Below are 17081 nucleotides of genomic sequence, written 5' to 3' on the forward strand. Positions count from 1 at the left end.
TAGAACTAAGCGTAAACGGCCGTTCCTCGCTCATAAGGGACAACCATACTCAAATCTCCAACATTGCAGGAGATTTGAGTATGAACATGTCACCGTGGAACAAAGACCGTATCATAGGCCAAAAAAGACCACTTCAGATATCTCATATCTGGGGGATCCGAATCCGGCTTGAACTGGAAGGTAAAACGCGTGATTTAGCTCTGTTCAACATGGCCTTAGACAGTAAGCTACGAGGCTGTGATCTGGTGAACCTCAAAGTATCTGATGTTGCATATGGTAGCTCGGTTTCAAGCAGAGCTACGGTGCTGCAACAGAAAACCGGTAGCCCTGTGCAATTTGAGATAACCAAAGGGACAAGAGAAGCTGTTGCTGCATTGATAAAGCTTGGCAATTTGCACAGTAAAGACTTCTTGTTTCGGTCTCGGACCGGAACTAACCGGCACATATCAACCCGGCAATACAGCCGAATTTTTCATGGGTGGGTAGAAAAGCTTGGTCTCGAAGCTTCGCTTTACAGCACACACTCCATGAGAAGAACAAAACCTTACCTGATCTACAAGAAAACCAAGAATCTTCGGGTGATCCAACTTCTGTTGGGCCATAGGAAACTGGAAAGCACAGTCCGTTATCTGGGCATTGAAGTCGATGATGCGTTAGAGATCTCTGAATCGATTGAAGTCTAAGGTTGTCAGGGCTGCAACAGCAGCCCTGTGCCAATGGCAGACTGGCAACGAACGAATCAGAGAGCAGATGCCGTTCTTACTACAAAACAGTGGTCAAATTTCTTGACCAATCCCAGGAAAGAAATCTTCAGCAACTCTATTAAATTGCATTAGTCAATCCTGAAACTGAAAGCCTGCATCGATAATAGATCCATATAGAGTATTTACCAGCCCAAAAGTCCTAACGGCACAATATGGTTGTGGAATACCTCAGTGGGATGAAACAAAGGAAACAAAGCAATTCAATACCCGGCTAACCTCACGATTTTTAAGCCATATCATCATAGTATTGACATTACCAATGTGAGGAGTAATAGAGTGGCACCGTATGGGGAAGCTCGTTTCATACTGTTTGACGACGCTCTCAGGCAATAATGCAATGCCCATTCCGGCACTTACGCAACCAAGTATTGCCTGAAAAGAACCAAACTCCAGCGGGTCGTCATAATCGACATTTTGTAGCCGTAACCATTGCCCAAGCCGGGAACGATAATTACATCCTTTCACAAAGACGAGCGGCCTTGTCACCTCCAGATCGGCTCCCGTCACGACATCACCATGCTCTGCGGCCGTAACCAGAACCAGGGTTTCCTGACACAGCACCTGCGTTTGTAGCCTTGAATTGTCTACGTGCAACGCCTTGTGGTCAGCGACGAAGGCAATTTCAAGTTCACTATTCTGGATCTGACGAACTAACACATCTGTCGGTGACGTTTTTAAGTTTAATTCTACGGAGGGCATTTCACGGTGGAAGTTTGCCAGCAAAGCAGGAAGTCGGACGGCGGCAGTGGTTTCCATTGCGCCAATGCGCAGAGGGCCAGCCGCTTTCGTTCCCTGCATAGACAACTCGGCTTCGTCTAAAAGCGCGAGGATTTTGTTAGCGTAACGCAGAAGCAGTTCACCTTCAGGGGTGATGTGAAGACGATTCTTCTCGCGAACAAACAACGAAACATCCAGGCTGGACTCCAGTTGCTTGAGCCGCGTCGTGACGTTTGAAGAAACGCAGTGCAGATTACGGGCTGCTGCGGTGATAGAGCCGGTTTCCGCGACGGTTTTAAACAAATTTAATGAGGTACTGTTCATCGTGTCTGTCACTCAAAGTGAAGGTTTTCGTCATTTTTATTAACTTTTTATTAGCATTTCTTTATGTAACATAACAATCAAATCTGATTGACATATTGAGCCTGAAAAATGGATCTTGATCACAATGTTATTGGCCATCGCCAGTTGAGCACGGCTGTCTTCGGTATGATTGTTTTAACGCTGGGGATGGGAATTGGTCGGTTTTTATATACTCCGATGCTGCCGGTCATGTTGCATGAAGGCATTTTTAATTTTTCGCAATTATCGTTAATCGCAAGCGCGAATTACGCCGGATACCTGGTTGGCAGCCTCCTGTTCTCGTTTGGTATTTTTGGTGGCCTGAAGAATATCAAAACGATGTTAATTTGTGCTGCATTAGTCACCGGCCTGCTTATTTTTGCGATGGCAGTAGTCACGCACCCTGATATAGTAATTGTTATTCGATTTATCGCCGGTGTTGCCAGCGCAGGCATGATGATATTCGGGTCGATGCTTATGCTACAGCATACCCATAATCCGTTTGTCATTGCTTCTTTGTTTGCCGGCGTCGGGGTGGGTATTTTTATAGGCAATGAATATGTTATAGCCGGTATCGCATATGCATTAAATTCAAAGCTACTATGGATCGGCGCGTCAATCATTTCAGCTGTACTCTTCATCGCGCTGATTATCTTGCTGCCTGCAAATAAACACGTTCTACCTCCTCAGAAAAAAGCTTCGTCATCCGAGCCGAACATCCAGTGGTGGAATTTAGCATTGTTATATGGACTGGCAGGCTTCGGTTATATCATTGTAGCTACTTATCTCCCTTTAATGGCCCGGGGAGTGGGTAATGAATTTCTGGCCAACCATATCTGGTCTATTGTTGGCCTTGCCGTTATCCCAGGATGCTATGGTTGGTTATGGGCTGCACGCAAGTGGAGCATATTGTCCTGCCTGAGTGTTAACTTAATTGTGCAGGCGAGCTGCGTTGTGATGGCCTCGTTTATCCATTCCCCGCTTTTATTGACCTTGAGTTGTATTGGCTTTGGTGCAACTTTCATGGGAACCAGTTCTCTCGTTATGCCACTCGCGAAAAAGATTTCTGCACCACAGAAAATTAATCTTCTGGGCCTGGTGACGTTAACATATGGCATTGGGCAAATTGCCGGGCCATTAATCGTGAGTGCGTTTCAGAACAATAAAAACGGGATGACTATTTCAATATTATCTGGCGCTTGTGCGTTATTTATCGCAGCAGGGATTAGCTATGTTCAACACAGCAAAGTTAAATACTCTCAAAGTTGGAGCAAAGAATGAAAAAGACAACCATTGCTATTATAGGAATGGGGCCTCGGGGGCTTAGTATTCTGGAAAGGATTTGTGCTCAGCATGCACAACGTAAACAGAATGAACATATTAATATTGTTATCGTTGATAAAAATGCGATGGGTGTAGGTGCGCACAGTTTATCGCAGCCCGACCATTTATTGGTTAACACCGTTGCTTGCCAGATAACATTATTTGGTGATGCGACGGTAAAAAATGCCGGATCTTTCCGTTCAGGGCCATGTTTTCATCAGTGGGCTAATGAGCAGGGCTATAAAAATGTTGATGGCCGTTATTTAAAAGACGTGGCTGGCAAACCAATTGACGCCAACGATTATTTACCTCGTCGATTATTAGGTGAATACTTAAATTGGTTTTATCACGAAATTATCAAAAGTTTGCCTGACAATATCTCGGTTACACAGATAAATCAGCAGGCCAACAACATTCTGATTCAGGACGTTGCGAAGTCTATTATTGTCTTGGAAGACAGTCAGCGTGTGGTGGCCGATTACGTCTATTTAACCACTGGTCACAGCGACAACGCCAAAACGTTTGACGATCATCTTGTTGAACGATTTATTGCCAATAATTATAAGAAAAATGAACGCCTGGACTACTATTCGACTCCTTATCCAATAAATAATTTGAATAAAATAACAGCGGAATCAAATGTGATTGTTCAGGGTATTGGTCTGACTGCCTATGATGTCATTTCGCAACTCACTATCGGCAGGGGTGGAAAATTTAGCCGGGAAGAGGGTGAGCTTCGCTATCATCCTTCCGGAAAAGAACCGGGTATTTTTATCTATTCACGTAAGGCTCTACCTTTTAGCAGTCGCGGCGCGAATCAAAAAGGCGTTTCTGGGCAGTACTCCCCACGCTTCTTAACGGCAATGGCTATCAGAGAATTGCGGTTGAAAAATGTGTTTGAGAAAGGATCTTCAAAAATCGATTTTCTTGAACAAGTTTTCCCCTTACTGCATAAAGAAATGTGTTATGCCTATCGTTCAACCCTAAATGGGCAGTGGTTAGATGCTGGCTCTTATGAACCGAGCGCTGAAGACATCGCGGTAATTGACAGTGTGCTTTATCCACATCAATCGCAGGAACATCTGAGTTTAAAGGATTATACTCAATGGTTTATGTATTTCCTGCGTAAAGATCTCCAGGAGTCTGAGGAGGGCAATGTCCATGGCCCGATCAAAGCGGCGACAGACATTATTCGTGATGTCAGGGATATTTTACGAGAAGCGATTGATAATTCAGGGCTTGAATCGCGGTCACATCAGTATTTCCTTGAGCATTTTAATCCTATTTTTAACCGCATTGCCGTTGGCCCGCCGAAGTTAAGAAATGAACAACTATTAGCATTAATGGAAGCGAATGTGGTGAGTCTGGCCGGTGGTAAAGATTCAAGGTTAGTATTGAACGACAGCGAAGGAAAATTCGAAGTTCACTCACCTTTTAAAGAAGAGAGTACTGAGATTCAGGCTGATGTTTTAATCAAGGCGAAAATTGCCAGTTTTTCGCCACTACATGACGCTTCACCGTTAATCAGAAATATGACAGCCAATGGTATTGTTCGTCCATTTATGAATGAGGGGTATCACCCGGGTGGGCTGGATATCGATCAATGCCAGCATCCTATTAATCGCATGGGGGAAGCGCAGACGGCTTTTTGGGTGCTGGGCAATCCTGCGGAAGGCGCGAATTTTTACACCTACGTCCTGCCACGTCCGCTGGTTAATTCAAGATTCCTGGTTGATGCAGGCCGTTGTGTCGCAGATATGTATCATCAAATGATGGTGCGTCAGGCTCAGCCAGAGGTAGCGATAAATGCAGACTGAGCAAATCCAGGCCCGTGGCAAGGCGTGGCAATCATTGCAACCTGCGTTAGCGATAACATCATTGCTGGTATTTCTGTTCGCTTGTGCGTTGACGGATAAACATGCGGCGATGTCGGCTATTGCGGGAGTTACCGCCGTGCTCTACTTCGCATCGACATTTGCTTTCTGGTCAAAAAAATCATCCGCCAGAAGTGGTGTGATTATTTTTCTCTGCTCGATGATGTTTCTTCTTGCTACAAACAACCTGAAAGGCATTGTGCTCCCTGCAATTTTTTCGCGATATTTTGATGTGATTTTACTGCTTGTTGGTATTGCCTTATTACGACAAGTCATGGCCTCTCTTAATTTTACAGCTGTTCTGGGAGGATATTTTTCGCGTAGAAAAACATCGAACATGACTTTTGGGGTTACGTTATTGACGGCGTTCTTAACATGGCCAATGAGTCTGGGGGCAATATCATTGCTGCTCGATGGCCTCAAGTCAGTTATTGGGCCAAGATTCAACCTGGCAAAGATTATTACGCGCACCGTATGCATTACGATGGTACTGATGCCAACCACCATCGGCGCTGCTGCCGTTTGGGCGGCAATGCCTGACGTACCGCATCTTAAGGCGATGCTGGTGGGTATCCCTCTCTGTTTATTCAGTATCTTGTTCAACCAAAGCGCAAAAGTGACGGTAATCGCTGAAAACGAGACGGTGACACCCAGCCGTGATGGGATGCGGTATATCCTGCTATGTGTAGGTCTGTTCTGGGGAGTATTCATTTTTTCATTAACGGTACTGAATCTTAATTCACTGCAAAGTATTGCCTTTACAGCAGTCGTGCTCTTTGTTGTCGAACATCTGATTAAAAAGGATAAACCCTGGGCTGAGCAATTAACTGAATCAGCACAGAATATATCCGGTGAGGTATTGTTGCTTTTAAGCTGTAGTGTGTTGACCTCAGTTTGTTGGCTGCTTTTTTCCCATGTACCTGAGGGTATCACTGCTTATGTTGGCGGGCTGACAACGTTGCAGATCTACGCGATTATTTTGTTCATCGTACCGCTTTTTGGTTTATTAGGTATCCATCCACTGATTATCTTTAGTATCGCATGGTCGATATTTTCTGATTATCTTACGGGGGGGATGGTTGATTATCAGATATGGATTTGCTTATTTATTGCAACTCAGCTTATTTCTCCCGTATCGATCAATGCTATTTTCGCCGCAAACAGTCTGAATGTATCACCCAGTAACACCAGTTTTAAAATGCACTACGGTTATGTTCTATCGTTTAATCTCTTTGCACTTGTTTATCTTGGTGCAATGTCAAAAATTATCTAATAAAAGGAGTTCATATGCCCTACGTAAATATTAAAATTACTAATGAAGGTGCTACCGATCAGCAAAAGAAAAAATTAATGGAGGGAGTGACACAACTATTGGTTGATGTCCTGAATAAAAACCCCAGCACAACCATCGTGGTCATTGATGAAGTGGAGACTGATAACTGGGGAATTGGTGGCGTGCCAGTGACGGAGTTACGTAAAAAAAGCAAGTAGAGTTATTTAAAAAGTAAGGAGCCTGCCTCCTTACTTTTGCCCATAGATTATCAGTATAAAAGAGTCTGCAATATTATTTATTGTTGGATATGCATTTCATATCTTATAAGTAGACTGCTCAAGCTACCGTATTAAGGACGTTATCTATGCACGCCTATCATCATATTCGACTGGGGAAGACTTCAGCGAAAGTCAAAAATAGTTTTGATGAATTACTACCCGATCCATGGCTTAAGGCTGAAGATGGTATTTTTCGGTTCAGAAGTTACATGCAGGCCAGGGCCGGACGTGAAAAGTATTTTGATCTGTGCGCAGTGGGTGAGTTTTTTCAAGCGGAAAAACTGAACAATTACGCTGGCGGTATTGCAAGAAAATACCCAGAAATAAAACAAGACGTTGCTGAAGAAGTGATGAATCTGGTGTTTCGTAAGCTTTTGCCATTGCTTCCAGACACGACTTACAATATTGGCATTCATCAAATAAGAATAACGACAGATGACCGAAGGCCTGGATATCCCGCTCCAGAGGGTATTCATAAAGATGGTTTTAAGTACATTGCAATCTATTGCAGCGAAATTGAGAATGTGACTGGTGGAGAAACCACGCTTATTCCTAATCATGATGGGGGCAATGATGCCTCTACGTTCAAACTGCATGCGGGCGATGCAGTAATATTCAATGATGTGAATTATCAGCATTATACCGCGGCAGTGGTTCCTTTGTTGCCAGGAAAAGGTTATCGGGATGTATTTGTCATTACATTTGATATTGAATGAGAAAAACAATGAATATCTTGCTGTGTCCACCAAAAATTATTTTTCAGCACTCACGTGAAGAGTGGCAGTCATTGCAATCAGTGGCCCCGGTTCTGATTGCAACGTGCGCAAGCCAGATCGATAATATTCTTGATCATATGGGGGCAGGTTTTTCTTTCCTTTTTTATGAAAACTTTAATGATAATCCCTTCGTGGAAATGGATATTTACCACTACGCCCAGGACAATAAAGCAACGGGTATCTTTTACCTCGCCGAAATCGATGTTCTGAGGGCCGCGCGAATCAGCGATCGTCTGGGTTTGACACACGACCGTGAAAAAAAGGCCATGTTCTTCCGTGATAAATTTATGATGAAATCGCTTGTTCAGTCTCATCAGTTACCGGTTCCTGCTATGGCACGCGTCGACAGTGCGACTGCGATGGCGCGATTCATTGCCGAACAGGGATATCCCTGCGTCATCAAACCTAATGATGGGCGTGGATCACAGGGCGTGGTGGTTCTTAAAAATGAAGGCCAGCTTTATAAATATCTGGCGCAGGTTAAGCCGCCAGAGTATCACAATCTGCTCATTGAAAAATTTATCGAAGGCGAAGCTTATCAAATTAATGCGTTGTATTTAAAAGGAAAGGCGATATTTGTTTCTGCATCTCGTGCAACCGTCTCCTGCCTGGATTTTCTATCCGGGAAAACATTAGGTCTGGTTATGGAAGATGACACGCCGCTGCATCGTAAACTGATTGCCTACACCAAATATCTTGCTGAAGAGGTTTTTCCAACGGAAGAAAACGCATTGCTTCACCTTGAAGTTTTTGTTGATAAAGATAACAACATTATTTTTGGCGAGCTTGCTTGCCGATTAGGTGGCTGCTTTGTCAATGAAGAATTAGGGGCCGCTTTTGGTCTTGATCCTCGAATGACCTGGCTTAAAGCCAGTTTATGCGAAATCTATCCGCAGGATTTATCGCAAAGACAACCCGTTTTACGGGTTGGCCAATTAAATGTGCCGCCTGCACAGGGCACGCTCCTCTCTATTGCGGAAAAATGTCCATTGCCTTTTGTGGTTAAATATCGGGCAACAGGTGTCGTCGGCCGCCAATATGACGCGATGAAATTAACAAATGGCGAGATCGTGAGTGCTATTGTTCAAGCGGAGTCCAGCCGGGAAATACACGAACGTCTTGATGCATTGACCCAATGGGTTGCTGAAAATACCCTTTGGGTTAACGAAACCGTTCACTGAGTATTTAACACTCCCGGTAGCCAGGAGAAAGGTGTATGAAATTATTGTTAGGTTTTGCTCTTTGTATCCTGGCTGGGTTGGGTTTTACCTATTGCAACGTTCCGTTAGGTATGATGTTTGGCCCCCTTATTACCGTGCTGGTGTTAAAACGTACCGGTCTTTCTGTGCCAGTACTGCCGGGCAGCCTGACGGTGATTCAACTCTCTCTTGGTACGTCAATTGGTCTTTTATTTCGCGATTTTTCTTTTGGGGCGCAAGGAAATATCGCATTTTTACTGGTGTTGTTATTAGTATGCTTATCCCTGCAATTCACCGCATGCTACTTGTGGTGTATTCACCGATTACGCTGGAGTAAGGAAGAGGCGTTATTGGGCGCCGTTCCGGGGGCAATGGCAGCGGTATTAGCGCTAGCGTCCCATGTTAAAACGCCGCCGCAAAAAATTATCATTTCGCACTCGCTTCGGCTCATCACATTGACCTTATTTGCCGGATATATTACCGGCGGTGCGCAAACCCATATGGCCATGCCGCCTGTATTGTTTGCAACGACTAATGTGCTCTGGCTATTGGGTATTGTCTTTGCGGGCTATGTGTTGGGCAAATGCCTTGAACGCTTCCACTTTCCTGCGCCCTTTATGATCACGTCGTTGCTTTGTGCAGCACTCCTGCACCCTTTGTCATCTCAGACTGTGTTTTTTCCCGATATTTTCAATCAGTTCAGTATGATCCTGATGGGCATATTACTGGGGCATCATTTTATTGCGTTTACGTTGACTGCATTTTTGCGTCATCTTTGGTCTTCAATACAGCTCATTGCTATTGGACTGGGTGTGACGGTCATGATGGCATTTACAGCGGCGCATCTTCTGGATTATCCATTTTATGTATTGATGCTCTCCTGGGTTCCCGGGAGCGTGGAATCAATGTCCTTTGCGGCACTGGCGCTTAACGCGAATGCGAGTTTTGTGATGGCAAGCCATATTATACGCATGTTGCTCATCCAAACGATCCCTTCAATAGTTATCTACCGCAAAAGAGAGGTTATAGAAGGTAATAGCGCTAAAACCAGTAAGCCGACGAGGCCGCTGTAGGGGGTTATGACCTCCGTTATGAGCATAACGTTCGTTGCGAATTTTATACAGCTCATCATGAACAGCCCGTAGGTGGACAGGGAGATCATTCCGCTGGAAAACGCAAGTGCCATTGCTTTTGGCGAACGCTTTTTTTGGGTGCAGGCAATATTATATTCCCGCCGCTGGTCGGCATGCAGGCGGGCGCAAACGCCTTTAATGCAGGCTTTGGCTTTATCATCACAGCGGTTCTGTTCCCGGCGCTGGCGATTATTTCCCTTGCCATTAATGGCGGTGATATCGCGGAATTAACGAAACCCTTAGGCAAATGGCCGAGCCTGATTTTTATTGGCATTTGCTTTTTAACGCTGGGGGTTTTATTTGGTACGCCACGCACCGCGACGATTAGCTACGAAGTCATCACCGATGGCGCAGCTAGTTCCCTGATGCAGAAGATTATATTTTCCGCCGCGTTCTTTGGCCTTGCTGGCGCGACGCTGGCTAAGCCGGGGAAAATGCTGGAAATCGTCGGTTTCTTCCTTTCGCCCATTAAAATTAGTGCCCTGATTTTTATCGGCATATGTGCCTGGTTACATCCGATTGGTGACCTCACGACCGCCACAACCGCATATCAAACTCGCGCGTTCGATACAGGGTTCGTCAACGGTTATCAGACCCTGGATGTGATCAGTGCGCTGTGCTTTGGCGCCATTATCACCCACACGCTTAAGCAGCGCGGAATCCACCATCCGCGGTGCATCTTCACCCATTCCATCGCCGCAGCCTTTATCGCCGCGGCAGGTCTGGCCGTGATTTATATCTGCTATCTGTCGATGGGGTCCCACAGCCCGGTGCGGGGCGCAACGAACGGTATGCAGGTGATGAGCGCCTATGTCGAGACTGTTTTTGGCGTTTATGGCCGGGTGTTGTTGGCGGCGATCATTACCCTCGCCTGTCTGGTCACGGCCATTGGTCTGACAACCGGAACGGCGCGCTATTTCAACCAGACGACCGGTGCGTCTTATGGGCTGCTGGTGACGCTCTCCCTGATGGTGTCAGCAGCACTTGCCGTGCTGGGACTGAATTCCCTCACCGCAATGGCGGTTCCCGTGCTGTGCGCCATTTACCCGGCTGCGCTGGTCGTGGTCGCGCTGGGCATCGTTAGAAAATGGACAGAAGTGCCGACGAATCTGTATCAGTTGCTTTTCTATAGCGCCCTGGCAGTGGGAATAATGAGCTTGTTTGTAAAATCCTGAATGAACAGCCGCAAGTTCGGAAGATGTCTTTTCATTTTCGCTCAAAGCAGACCAGGCAATCAGTTGGCCTGTCTGCTTCGAGCCAGAAGCTAACATCGATAAAAAATAACTTAATGGTCGAGCTCCACCAACTTCAGACCTTAGATTGCGTATTCAAAGTTTGAGGGTAAGACAGTCACAACGGACATGTAGACTTAACAGGCCGTATATATTACAAATTTAATATCACTTTTCTCTCATAAAGTAAGGGCCTATCCCATGTCTTTAATCATACGACAAGCAACATTAGCCGATTCGGGATTACTAAATGAGCTTGGCTACCGCTTCTATACTGCGCACTTTAAGCATATGTGGAAGTCAGAATCAGAATTTGATAATTATTTGGAGGGTGAATATTCACTTCCTGTTATTGAGCAGAGTATTAATGATAAAAACATTAGCTGGTATATAGTTGAAATCGAGCAGCCGATTGGTTTTGTGAAGCTAACATGGCAAGCAACTATCCCGAATACAGACATCAGCGGTGTTTTACTTAATAAACTCTACCTTGCCCCAACCAAAACGAATCAGCATTACGGTCAACTAATGTTTAATAAAGTCATAGATCTTGCCCGAAGTCAGGGGAAAAAATATTTATGGCTGGAGGTTCTTGAACAAAATGAACGTGCTCAAAAATTCTATAAAAAGCAGGGAATGAAACACATCAGCGACATCATTTTCGAAACAAATTCACAGAGGAGCATACTCAAGTTAATGGGGATGTGTATATAAGGCCCGCTCCTCGCTCAGATCAGTTACCCTGACACGTGTGCAGCCTGGCCTTCATTCATAAATTCTCAGTGTATCGATAACTGCTCGCAGAGCGGGAGACACATTGCGGTGCGGATAATAGAGAAATGAACCTTCCAGGCGTTGACTGTAGCGTTGTAAAACTCTGATGAGCGAACCCTCTTCTAAATCATCGGACACCAGTTCTTCCGGAACATAAGCCAGCCCCAGCCCCAGTCTTGCGGCTTTGGCTTCCATATAACTGTCAGCAAAAGCCCATTGTCCCTGCGGCTGATGAGTTATTTTTTTACCATCCTGTTGAAGCTCCCATGTATAGAGGCTTCCATCGCCAAATTGATAAGCGATGCAGGGATGAACCGCCAAATCTGCCGGGACTTGTGGAAAGCCATAGCGGCGAAAGTGTTCTGGCGTACCAACAATGGCCATCTCCATGTCGGGGGAAATACGGACCGCTATCATGCCACCGCCAACTTCCGGTCCGAGACGTACACCGGCATCGAATCTTTCCGCAATAATATCGACAAACCGACTTTCGCTGATGAGTTCCAGCCGGATGTCAGGATAGCGTTGCTTAAACACCGCAAGCTTTGGCAGGAGCAGTTTATCAATAGCGTGCTGACTGGCATTAATCCGTACCGTACCTGACGGGGACTGGCGATAATGGGCCAGCGTGGCAAGCCCCATATCTAAAGCGTCGAATCCTGACTCAATGGTCCGGTAGAGTTGTTCGCCGGCATGGGTGAGCGATAGCCTACGCGTAGTGCGAGCCAGAAGCTGAACGCCCAGTCTTTCTTCAAGTTCGCGTACGGAACGGCTTATACCTGATTGTGCCAGGCCGAGTCGTTGCGCCGCAGCGGTAAAACTCCCTTCCCGCACCACCTGCATGAACAGGTATAAATCATTATAGTTTTCCCGTTTCGCCATCACGTTTCCCTCGCTATCGCATCACCATTTAGAACAATATGGTATTAATTCTAGCAATTTTACCCCTCTAATAAGCACTATTACTGCTCACTATAATGCTCGCATTGCAACAAAGCACAGCAGTGTTGTCCGTATGAAACCTGTATCTATCACGTTTTATGAGGGGATTTTGATGACTGCCTTCACCAAAAAACTGACAGCCGCGATACCAGCCATGCTGCTCTGCGCATCATTAAGTGGAGTTACAACGATGAGTTATGCCAATACAACCAATCCGAACGCGCCAGTTTCACTGGTCGAGACATGGGATAAAACCTTCGCTAAAAGTACGAAAATTAATCACCGTAAAGTAACCTTTCAGAACCGCTTCGGGATCACCCTGGTCGGTGATCTCTACATTCCAAAGGATCGCGGCGAGCGCAAACTGGCGGCCATTGCCATCAGCGGGCCTTTCGGCGCGGTGAAAGAGCAGTCCAGCGGTCTGTATGCGCAGACGTTGGCTGAGCAGGGATTTGTTACCCTGGCTTTTGACCCTTCATATACGGGGGAAAGCGGTGGCTATCCGCGTAACGTTGCCTCTCCGGATATCAACACCGAGGATTTCAGCGCGGCTGTTGATTTCCTTGGCCTGCAAAATGAGGTTGATCGAAATCGTATCGGATTACTGGGTATCTGCGGATGGGGCGGGATGGCCTTAAACGACGCCACGATGGATACCCGCGTGAAAGCAGTGGCGACCAGCGTGATGTATGACATGAGCCGTGCGATGGGGCATGGCGTAGGTGATGGTAAAGACCGTTATACCACTGCGGATCGTCGCGCCGTATTACAGTATCTGAACGCACAGCGCTGGGAAGATGCGAAGAACGGAGCTTTCGCGCCCGGCGGGCATGACATTTATGTTGATGAAAAGGGGGACGTCAGTACGTCGAAACGTATTCTGCCAGAAACGTTACCCGCAAATTCTAATCCGGTTCTGAAAGAATTCTTTGATTATTATCGCATGCCGCGTGGTTTCCATGCGCGTTCGGTCAACTCAACTGGGGCCTGGAATGCGACGATGCCGCTGTCATTTATGAATATGCCGCTGCTGAGCTACGCCAATGAAGTCACTATCCCCACGCTTATCGTGACCGGCGAAAAAGCCCATTCACGCTATTTTGCTGAAGATGCCTTTAGGACGATCGGCAGCAATGAGAAAGAGCTGGTGATTGTGCCGGGGGCAAATCATGTTGATCTGTACGACAACGTTGCGGGTAAGATTCCGTTTGCTAAATTTGAGCAGTTTTTCAATACCAACCTAAGATAATCGCCCCAAGCCGCCTGATATTTGCAGGCGGCTGTAAAACGCCTGCAGATCATTTTCATCCATGTTTTGACGTGATTTCCTGAATGACGTCTGTCCGGACTGCGCCTGAACCTGGCCGATTCGATATTAAGAGATCTGATAATGTCCACAGTAAGACTAAAACCGCATTACGAAAAAAAGCATGCGCATTGGGGGGGCGTGTTTGCCATGACGCTGTGCGTGTTTGTGCTGATCGCTTCCGAGTTTATGCCGGTCAGCCTGCTTACGCTTATTGCCAGTGATTTACACATTACCGAAGGGCTGGCTGGCCAGGGAATTGCAATCTCTGGCGCGCTGGCGGTCATTACCAGCCTGACTATCTCCCATATTGCCGGAGATCTGAACCGAAAACATCTCCTGCAGGGGCTGACGGTTTTAATGGCCATATCGGGGATAGTCGTCGCCCTGGCACCCAGCTATCCGGTTTATATGCTGGGGAGGGCCCTGCTTGGGGTGGTTATTGGTGGATTCTGGTCCATGTCTGCTGCAACCGCCATTCGGCTCGTTCCGCAGCATCAGGTTCCCCGCGCGCTGGCGATTTTTAACGGTGGGAACGCGCTGGCTACCGTTGTAGCGGCACCGCTTGGCAGCTATCTGGGGACGACCGTGGGCTGGCGAGGGGCATTTTTATGCCTCGTTCCCCTGGCTATAGCCGCGTTCATCTGGCAGTGGGTCAGCCTGCCATCGATGGAAAACGATAAAAAACAAAAATCCCAGAGATCTATGCGTCATCTGTTCCGCATCACCATTGTCCCTGCGGGACTTCTGGCCTGCGGATTCTTCTTCATGGGGCAATTTGCCTTATTTACCTACGTGCGCCCCTTTCTTGAGACCGTAACCCGCGTAGGCCCTACTGGTCTCTCTCTGATTTTGCTCGCAATAGGCGTGGCGGGTTTTGTCGGCACACTGGCCGTATCAATATTCCTGAACACAAGTTTTTATCAGACTTTAATCATGATCCCCCTGCTTATGGCAGCGACTGCCGGGGCGTTACTTCTGGTTGGACACAGCATCTGGGCTGTTGCCGTATTGCTCAGCCTGTGGGGACTACTAGCAACGGCTGCGCCAACGGGATGGTGGACATGGATAGCGCGGGCACTACCCGAAGATGCAGAGGCGGGTGGTGGCTTAATGGTTGCGGTGATCCAGCTATCAATTGCTCTGGGTTCAACGGCAGGTGGGATGGTATTCGACACTCTGGGATGGCGCAGTACTTTTGGCTTGAGTGGTTTCTTACTTCTGGCGGCAGCAGCAATGACGATTGTCACATCCCGTCAAAACTGCAAAGCAAACTAGAACTATCCATTCATTTCTGGCGTGCTCTCTGTCATGGCATACGGCAGAGAGCCGAGTGTCCGCCCTCGCTGATCGCGGGCCTTTAGCCCAGTTATCTTCTATTTTGTCACCAAATATTTTCGCATCAGTGCATTTTGTAATGTCACTCCGCGACAGGCAGGAAACCCACGTTCCACAACATGAAAGCCGTGTCGTAGAAAGAACGCCTCCGCAGCCTTACTGACATTTGAAGTCAGTTCGCCAATTCCACGTTGTCTGGCTTCTTCATGAATGCGATTCATCAGTAGTGTCCCTACTCCCTGTCTCGGGTAGGTTCCCGAGACAAAGAAATGGTCAATGTACCCATTTGGCTGAAGATCTGCATATCCAGCTATTTCACCATCCACTTCAACAACAAAGGGGCGTAATTCCTTCATATGATTGGCCCATTGTTCCGGGTCGATATCCGTTGGGGCCCACGCATCTATTTGTTCCTGTGTGTAGTAATGTGATGCGAGGGTATGTACAGAAGATAAAAAGACGCTGAATAACGAAATTTCATCTCCATTACTAAACCTTCTGATTTTCATAAGACCTCGTCAGGAGAGTGACTTGTAGAACAATACCATTTTTGGTGTAGCAGAGCGTCAGCCCCTCGTGGTGAGTTTAATGGGTCAATGCAACGCTATTCTTAATCAAGGGAGATGCTCAGGCAACGCCGTTGAGTCAACATCAAACCATCGGCCTGTGGCGGTAATGTCGCTACGCCACGGGTAAGGCTTTTTCCAGTTGAGTATGTAATATTGACTTATTGTGTAAAAAGATTACTTTTCAGGACATGAAGAAGATACTCATTATTGTTCCCGATGGCGGTATGCTGTTTGAGTCCGCCGGTATTGCCGACATTCTGATGCAGGCCAACCGCCTGCATCCCAAAGGCGCTACGGAGACGTGTTACCAGGTTCAGTTAGCGACAACGCAACCGCATCAGGTGATCCATGGTCAGTCCGGCCTAAATCTACTGGCAGATCATCGCCTACATGAGATAGATCCTCGCGAACCTCTCGATACCATCATCATCACTGGCAGAGGTCAAAACCCGCAGGAAGGGATTGCAGTGGTTGACTGGCTACGCCTTGCCGCTCCCCACGCCCGCCGCATTGCATCCATTTGCGGCGGCGCGATGCTGCTGGCAGAAACCGGGCTGCTGGACGGCAGACGAGCCACCACCCACTGGAAGCTACTGGAAACTATGCAGGCAGAATTCCCAAAGGTGCGCGTCGAAAGCGGTCCGCTCTATATCCAGGACGAACACATCTGGACATCAGGTGGCGTCAGTTCCGGCTTTGACCTGACGTTAGCGTTAGTTGAAGAGGATTACGGCTTCAGTCTGGCGCGCGACGTCGCTCAGGATTTCGTCATGTACCTGCGCCGTCCCGGGGGACAACTCCAGTTTAGCCGCTACAACCTTCAGCAGACCAGCACCCTGGGCCCGATTAACGATCTGCTCACCTGGCTGCTTGAGAACCTCACCGCCGATCTCAGTGTGGATAAACTGGCGGAAAAAGTCGCCATGAGTCCGCGTAATTTCACCCGCGTGTTTACCCGAGAAACGGGCGCATCACCGGCACGCTATGTGGCTGAAGCCCGTCTGGCCGCAGCACGACAGCGTCTGGAGCAGACCAACGAGACGCTGGAGCGTATCGCCGAACAAACAGGATTTGGTAGCAGCATTAACCTGCGACGGCTGTTTGAAAAACAGCTTCACCTGACGCCTGGTGAATATCGCCAACGCTTTCACTGTCGTAAAATGGCGTAAAGTGATCCTTTTTTGTCATTTACGCCAACACGTGACCGGCCTAAATTTACTCCAGAGACAACAGATAAGGAG

At 47.2% G+C, this 17081-nt stretch carries 16 protein-coding genes; 13 read left to right on the plus strand and 3 right to left on the minus strand.

From position 1 onward, the window contains the following. Positions 1–80 precede the first annotated feature (80 nt). Positions 81–683, plus strand: coding sequence for a site-specific integrase (locus O6D90_RS12450; protein ID WP_016156408.1), 603 nt, complete (start codon positions 81–83; stop codon positions 681–683). Positions 684–932: 249 nt separating this feature from the next. Here the strand turns inward: O6D90_RS12450 and O6D90_RS12455 are convergent, their stop codons facing one another. After that, on the minus strand, positions 933–1805 hold the full coding sequence (locus O6D90_RS12455) for a LysR family transcriptional regulator (protein WP_016152964.1): 873 nt from the start codon (positions 1803–1805) through the stop codon (positions 933–935). A 108-nt stretch (positions 1806–1913) separates the two neighbouring features. Between O6D90_RS12455 and O6D90_RS12460 the strand changes: the two genes are divergently transcribed. The 9 genes from O6D90_RS12460 (at position 1914) to O6D90_RS12500 (ending at position 11625) form a co-directional block, all read left to right on the plus strand. Continuing rightward, positions 1914–3104: an MFS transporter gene (locus O6D90_RS12460; protein ID WP_016156407.1), complete on the plus strand. Its 1191-nt coding sequence runs from the start codon at positions 1914–1916 to the stop codon at positions 3102–3104. Next, on the plus strand, positions 3101–4963 hold the full coding sequence (locus tag O6D90_RS12465; protein WP_271143102.1) for an FAD/NAD(P)-binding protein: 1863 nt from the start codon (positions 3101–3103) through the stop codon (positions 4961–4963). Before O6D90_RS12460 ends, O6D90_RS12465 begins: the two co-directional genes overlap by 4 nt. Then, a complete protein-coding gene (locus O6D90_RS12470; RefSeq protein ID WP_016156405.1) occupies positions 4953–6293 on the plus strand; it encodes a hypothetical protein in 1341 nt (446 codons plus the stop codon). Before O6D90_RS12465 ends, O6D90_RS12470 begins: the two co-directional genes overlap by 11 nt. A gap of 14 nt (positions 6294–6307) precedes the next feature. Next, complete coding sequence (locus tag O6D90_RS12475; protein ID WP_016152960.1) at positions 6308–6511, plus strand: tautomerase family protein; 204 nt, start codon at positions 6308–6310, stop codon at positions 6509–6511. 146 nt (positions 6512–6657) lie between these two features. Beyond that, on the plus strand, positions 6658–7287 hold the full coding sequence (locus O6D90_RS12480) for a 2OG-Fe dioxygenase family protein (protein WP_016156404.1): 630 nt from the start codon (positions 6658–6660) through the stop codon (positions 7285–7287). A gap of 8 nt (positions 7288–7295) precedes the next feature. Beyond that, a complete protein-coding gene (locus tag O6D90_RS12485) occupies positions 7296–8528 on the plus strand; it encodes an ATP-grasp domain-containing protein (RefSeq protein WP_016156403.1) in 1233 nt (410 codons plus the stop codon). A 35-nt stretch (positions 8529–8563) separates the two neighbouring features. Further along, positions 8564–9619: an AbrB family transcriptional regulator gene (locus O6D90_RS12490; RefSeq protein WP_271143103.1), complete on the plus strand. Its 1056-nt coding sequence runs from the start codon at positions 8564–8566 to the stop codon at positions 9617–9619. 134 nt (positions 9620–9753) lie between these two features. Then, positions 9754–10854 carry a branched-chain amino acid transport system II carrier protein gene (gene brnQ / locus O6D90_RS12495; RefSeq protein WP_071600309.1) on the plus strand — a complete coding sequence of 367 codons (1101 nt, stop codon included), beginning with the start codon at positions 9754–9756 and terminating at the stop codon, positions 10852–10854. A 258-nt stretch (positions 10855–11112) separates the two neighbouring features. Then, positions 11113–11625: a GNAT family N-acetyltransferase gene (locus tag O6D90_RS12500; RefSeq protein WP_016156401.1), complete on the plus strand. Its 513-nt coding sequence runs from the start codon at positions 11113–11115 to the stop codon at positions 11623–11625. Between the two features lie 51 nt (positions 11626–11676). Here the strand turns inward: O6D90_RS12500 and O6D90_RS12505 are convergent, their stop codons facing one another. Beyond that, positions 11677–12567, minus strand: a complete 891-nt coding sequence (locus tag O6D90_RS12505; protein ID WP_016152950.1) for a LysR family transcriptional regulator — start codon at positions 12565–12567, stop codon at positions 11677–11679. A gap of 172 nt (positions 12568–12739) precedes the next feature. Between O6D90_RS12505 and O6D90_RS12510 the strand changes: the two genes are divergently transcribed. Both O6D90_RS12510 and O6D90_RS12515 read left to right on the plus strand, forming a co-directional pair. Then, the gene (locus O6D90_RS12510) at positions 12740–13876 is read left to right on the plus strand and encodes an alpha/beta hydrolase (RefSeq protein WP_016156400.1); all 1137 of its coding nucleotides are present in this window, start codon (positions 12740–12742) and stop codon (positions 13874–13876) included. Between the two features lie 141 nt (positions 13877–14017). Beyond that, a complete protein-coding gene (locus O6D90_RS12515; protein WP_016156399.1) occupies positions 14018–15211 on the plus strand; it encodes an MFS transporter in 1194 nt (397 codons plus the stop codon). A gap of 98 nt (positions 15212–15309) precedes the next feature. On the opposite strand, the gene O6D90_RS12520 is transcribed toward O6D90_RS12515, so the two are convergent. Then, a complete protein-coding gene (locus tag O6D90_RS12520; RefSeq protein ID WP_016156398.1) occupies positions 15310–15780 on the minus strand; it encodes a GNAT family N-acetyltransferase in 471 nt (156 codons plus the stop codon). Between the two features lie 248 nt (positions 15781–16028). Here O6D90_RS12520 and O6D90_RS12525 point away from each other — a divergent pair, with 248 nt between their 5' ends. Next, the gene (locus O6D90_RS12525; RefSeq protein ID WP_016156397.1) at positions 16029–17009 is read left to right on the plus strand and encodes a GlxA family transcriptional regulator; all 981 of its coding nucleotides are present in this window, start codon (positions 16029–16031) and stop codon (positions 17007–17009) included. The last annotated feature ends 72 nt before the right edge of the window (positions 17010–17081 follow it).

The organism is Citrobacter sp. 21OH12SH02A-Citro (assembly GCF_027919895.1).
GTDB classification, from domain to species: Bacteria; Pseudomonadota; Gammaproteobacteria; order Enterobacterales; family Enterobacteriaceae; genus Citrobacter; species Citrobacter braakii.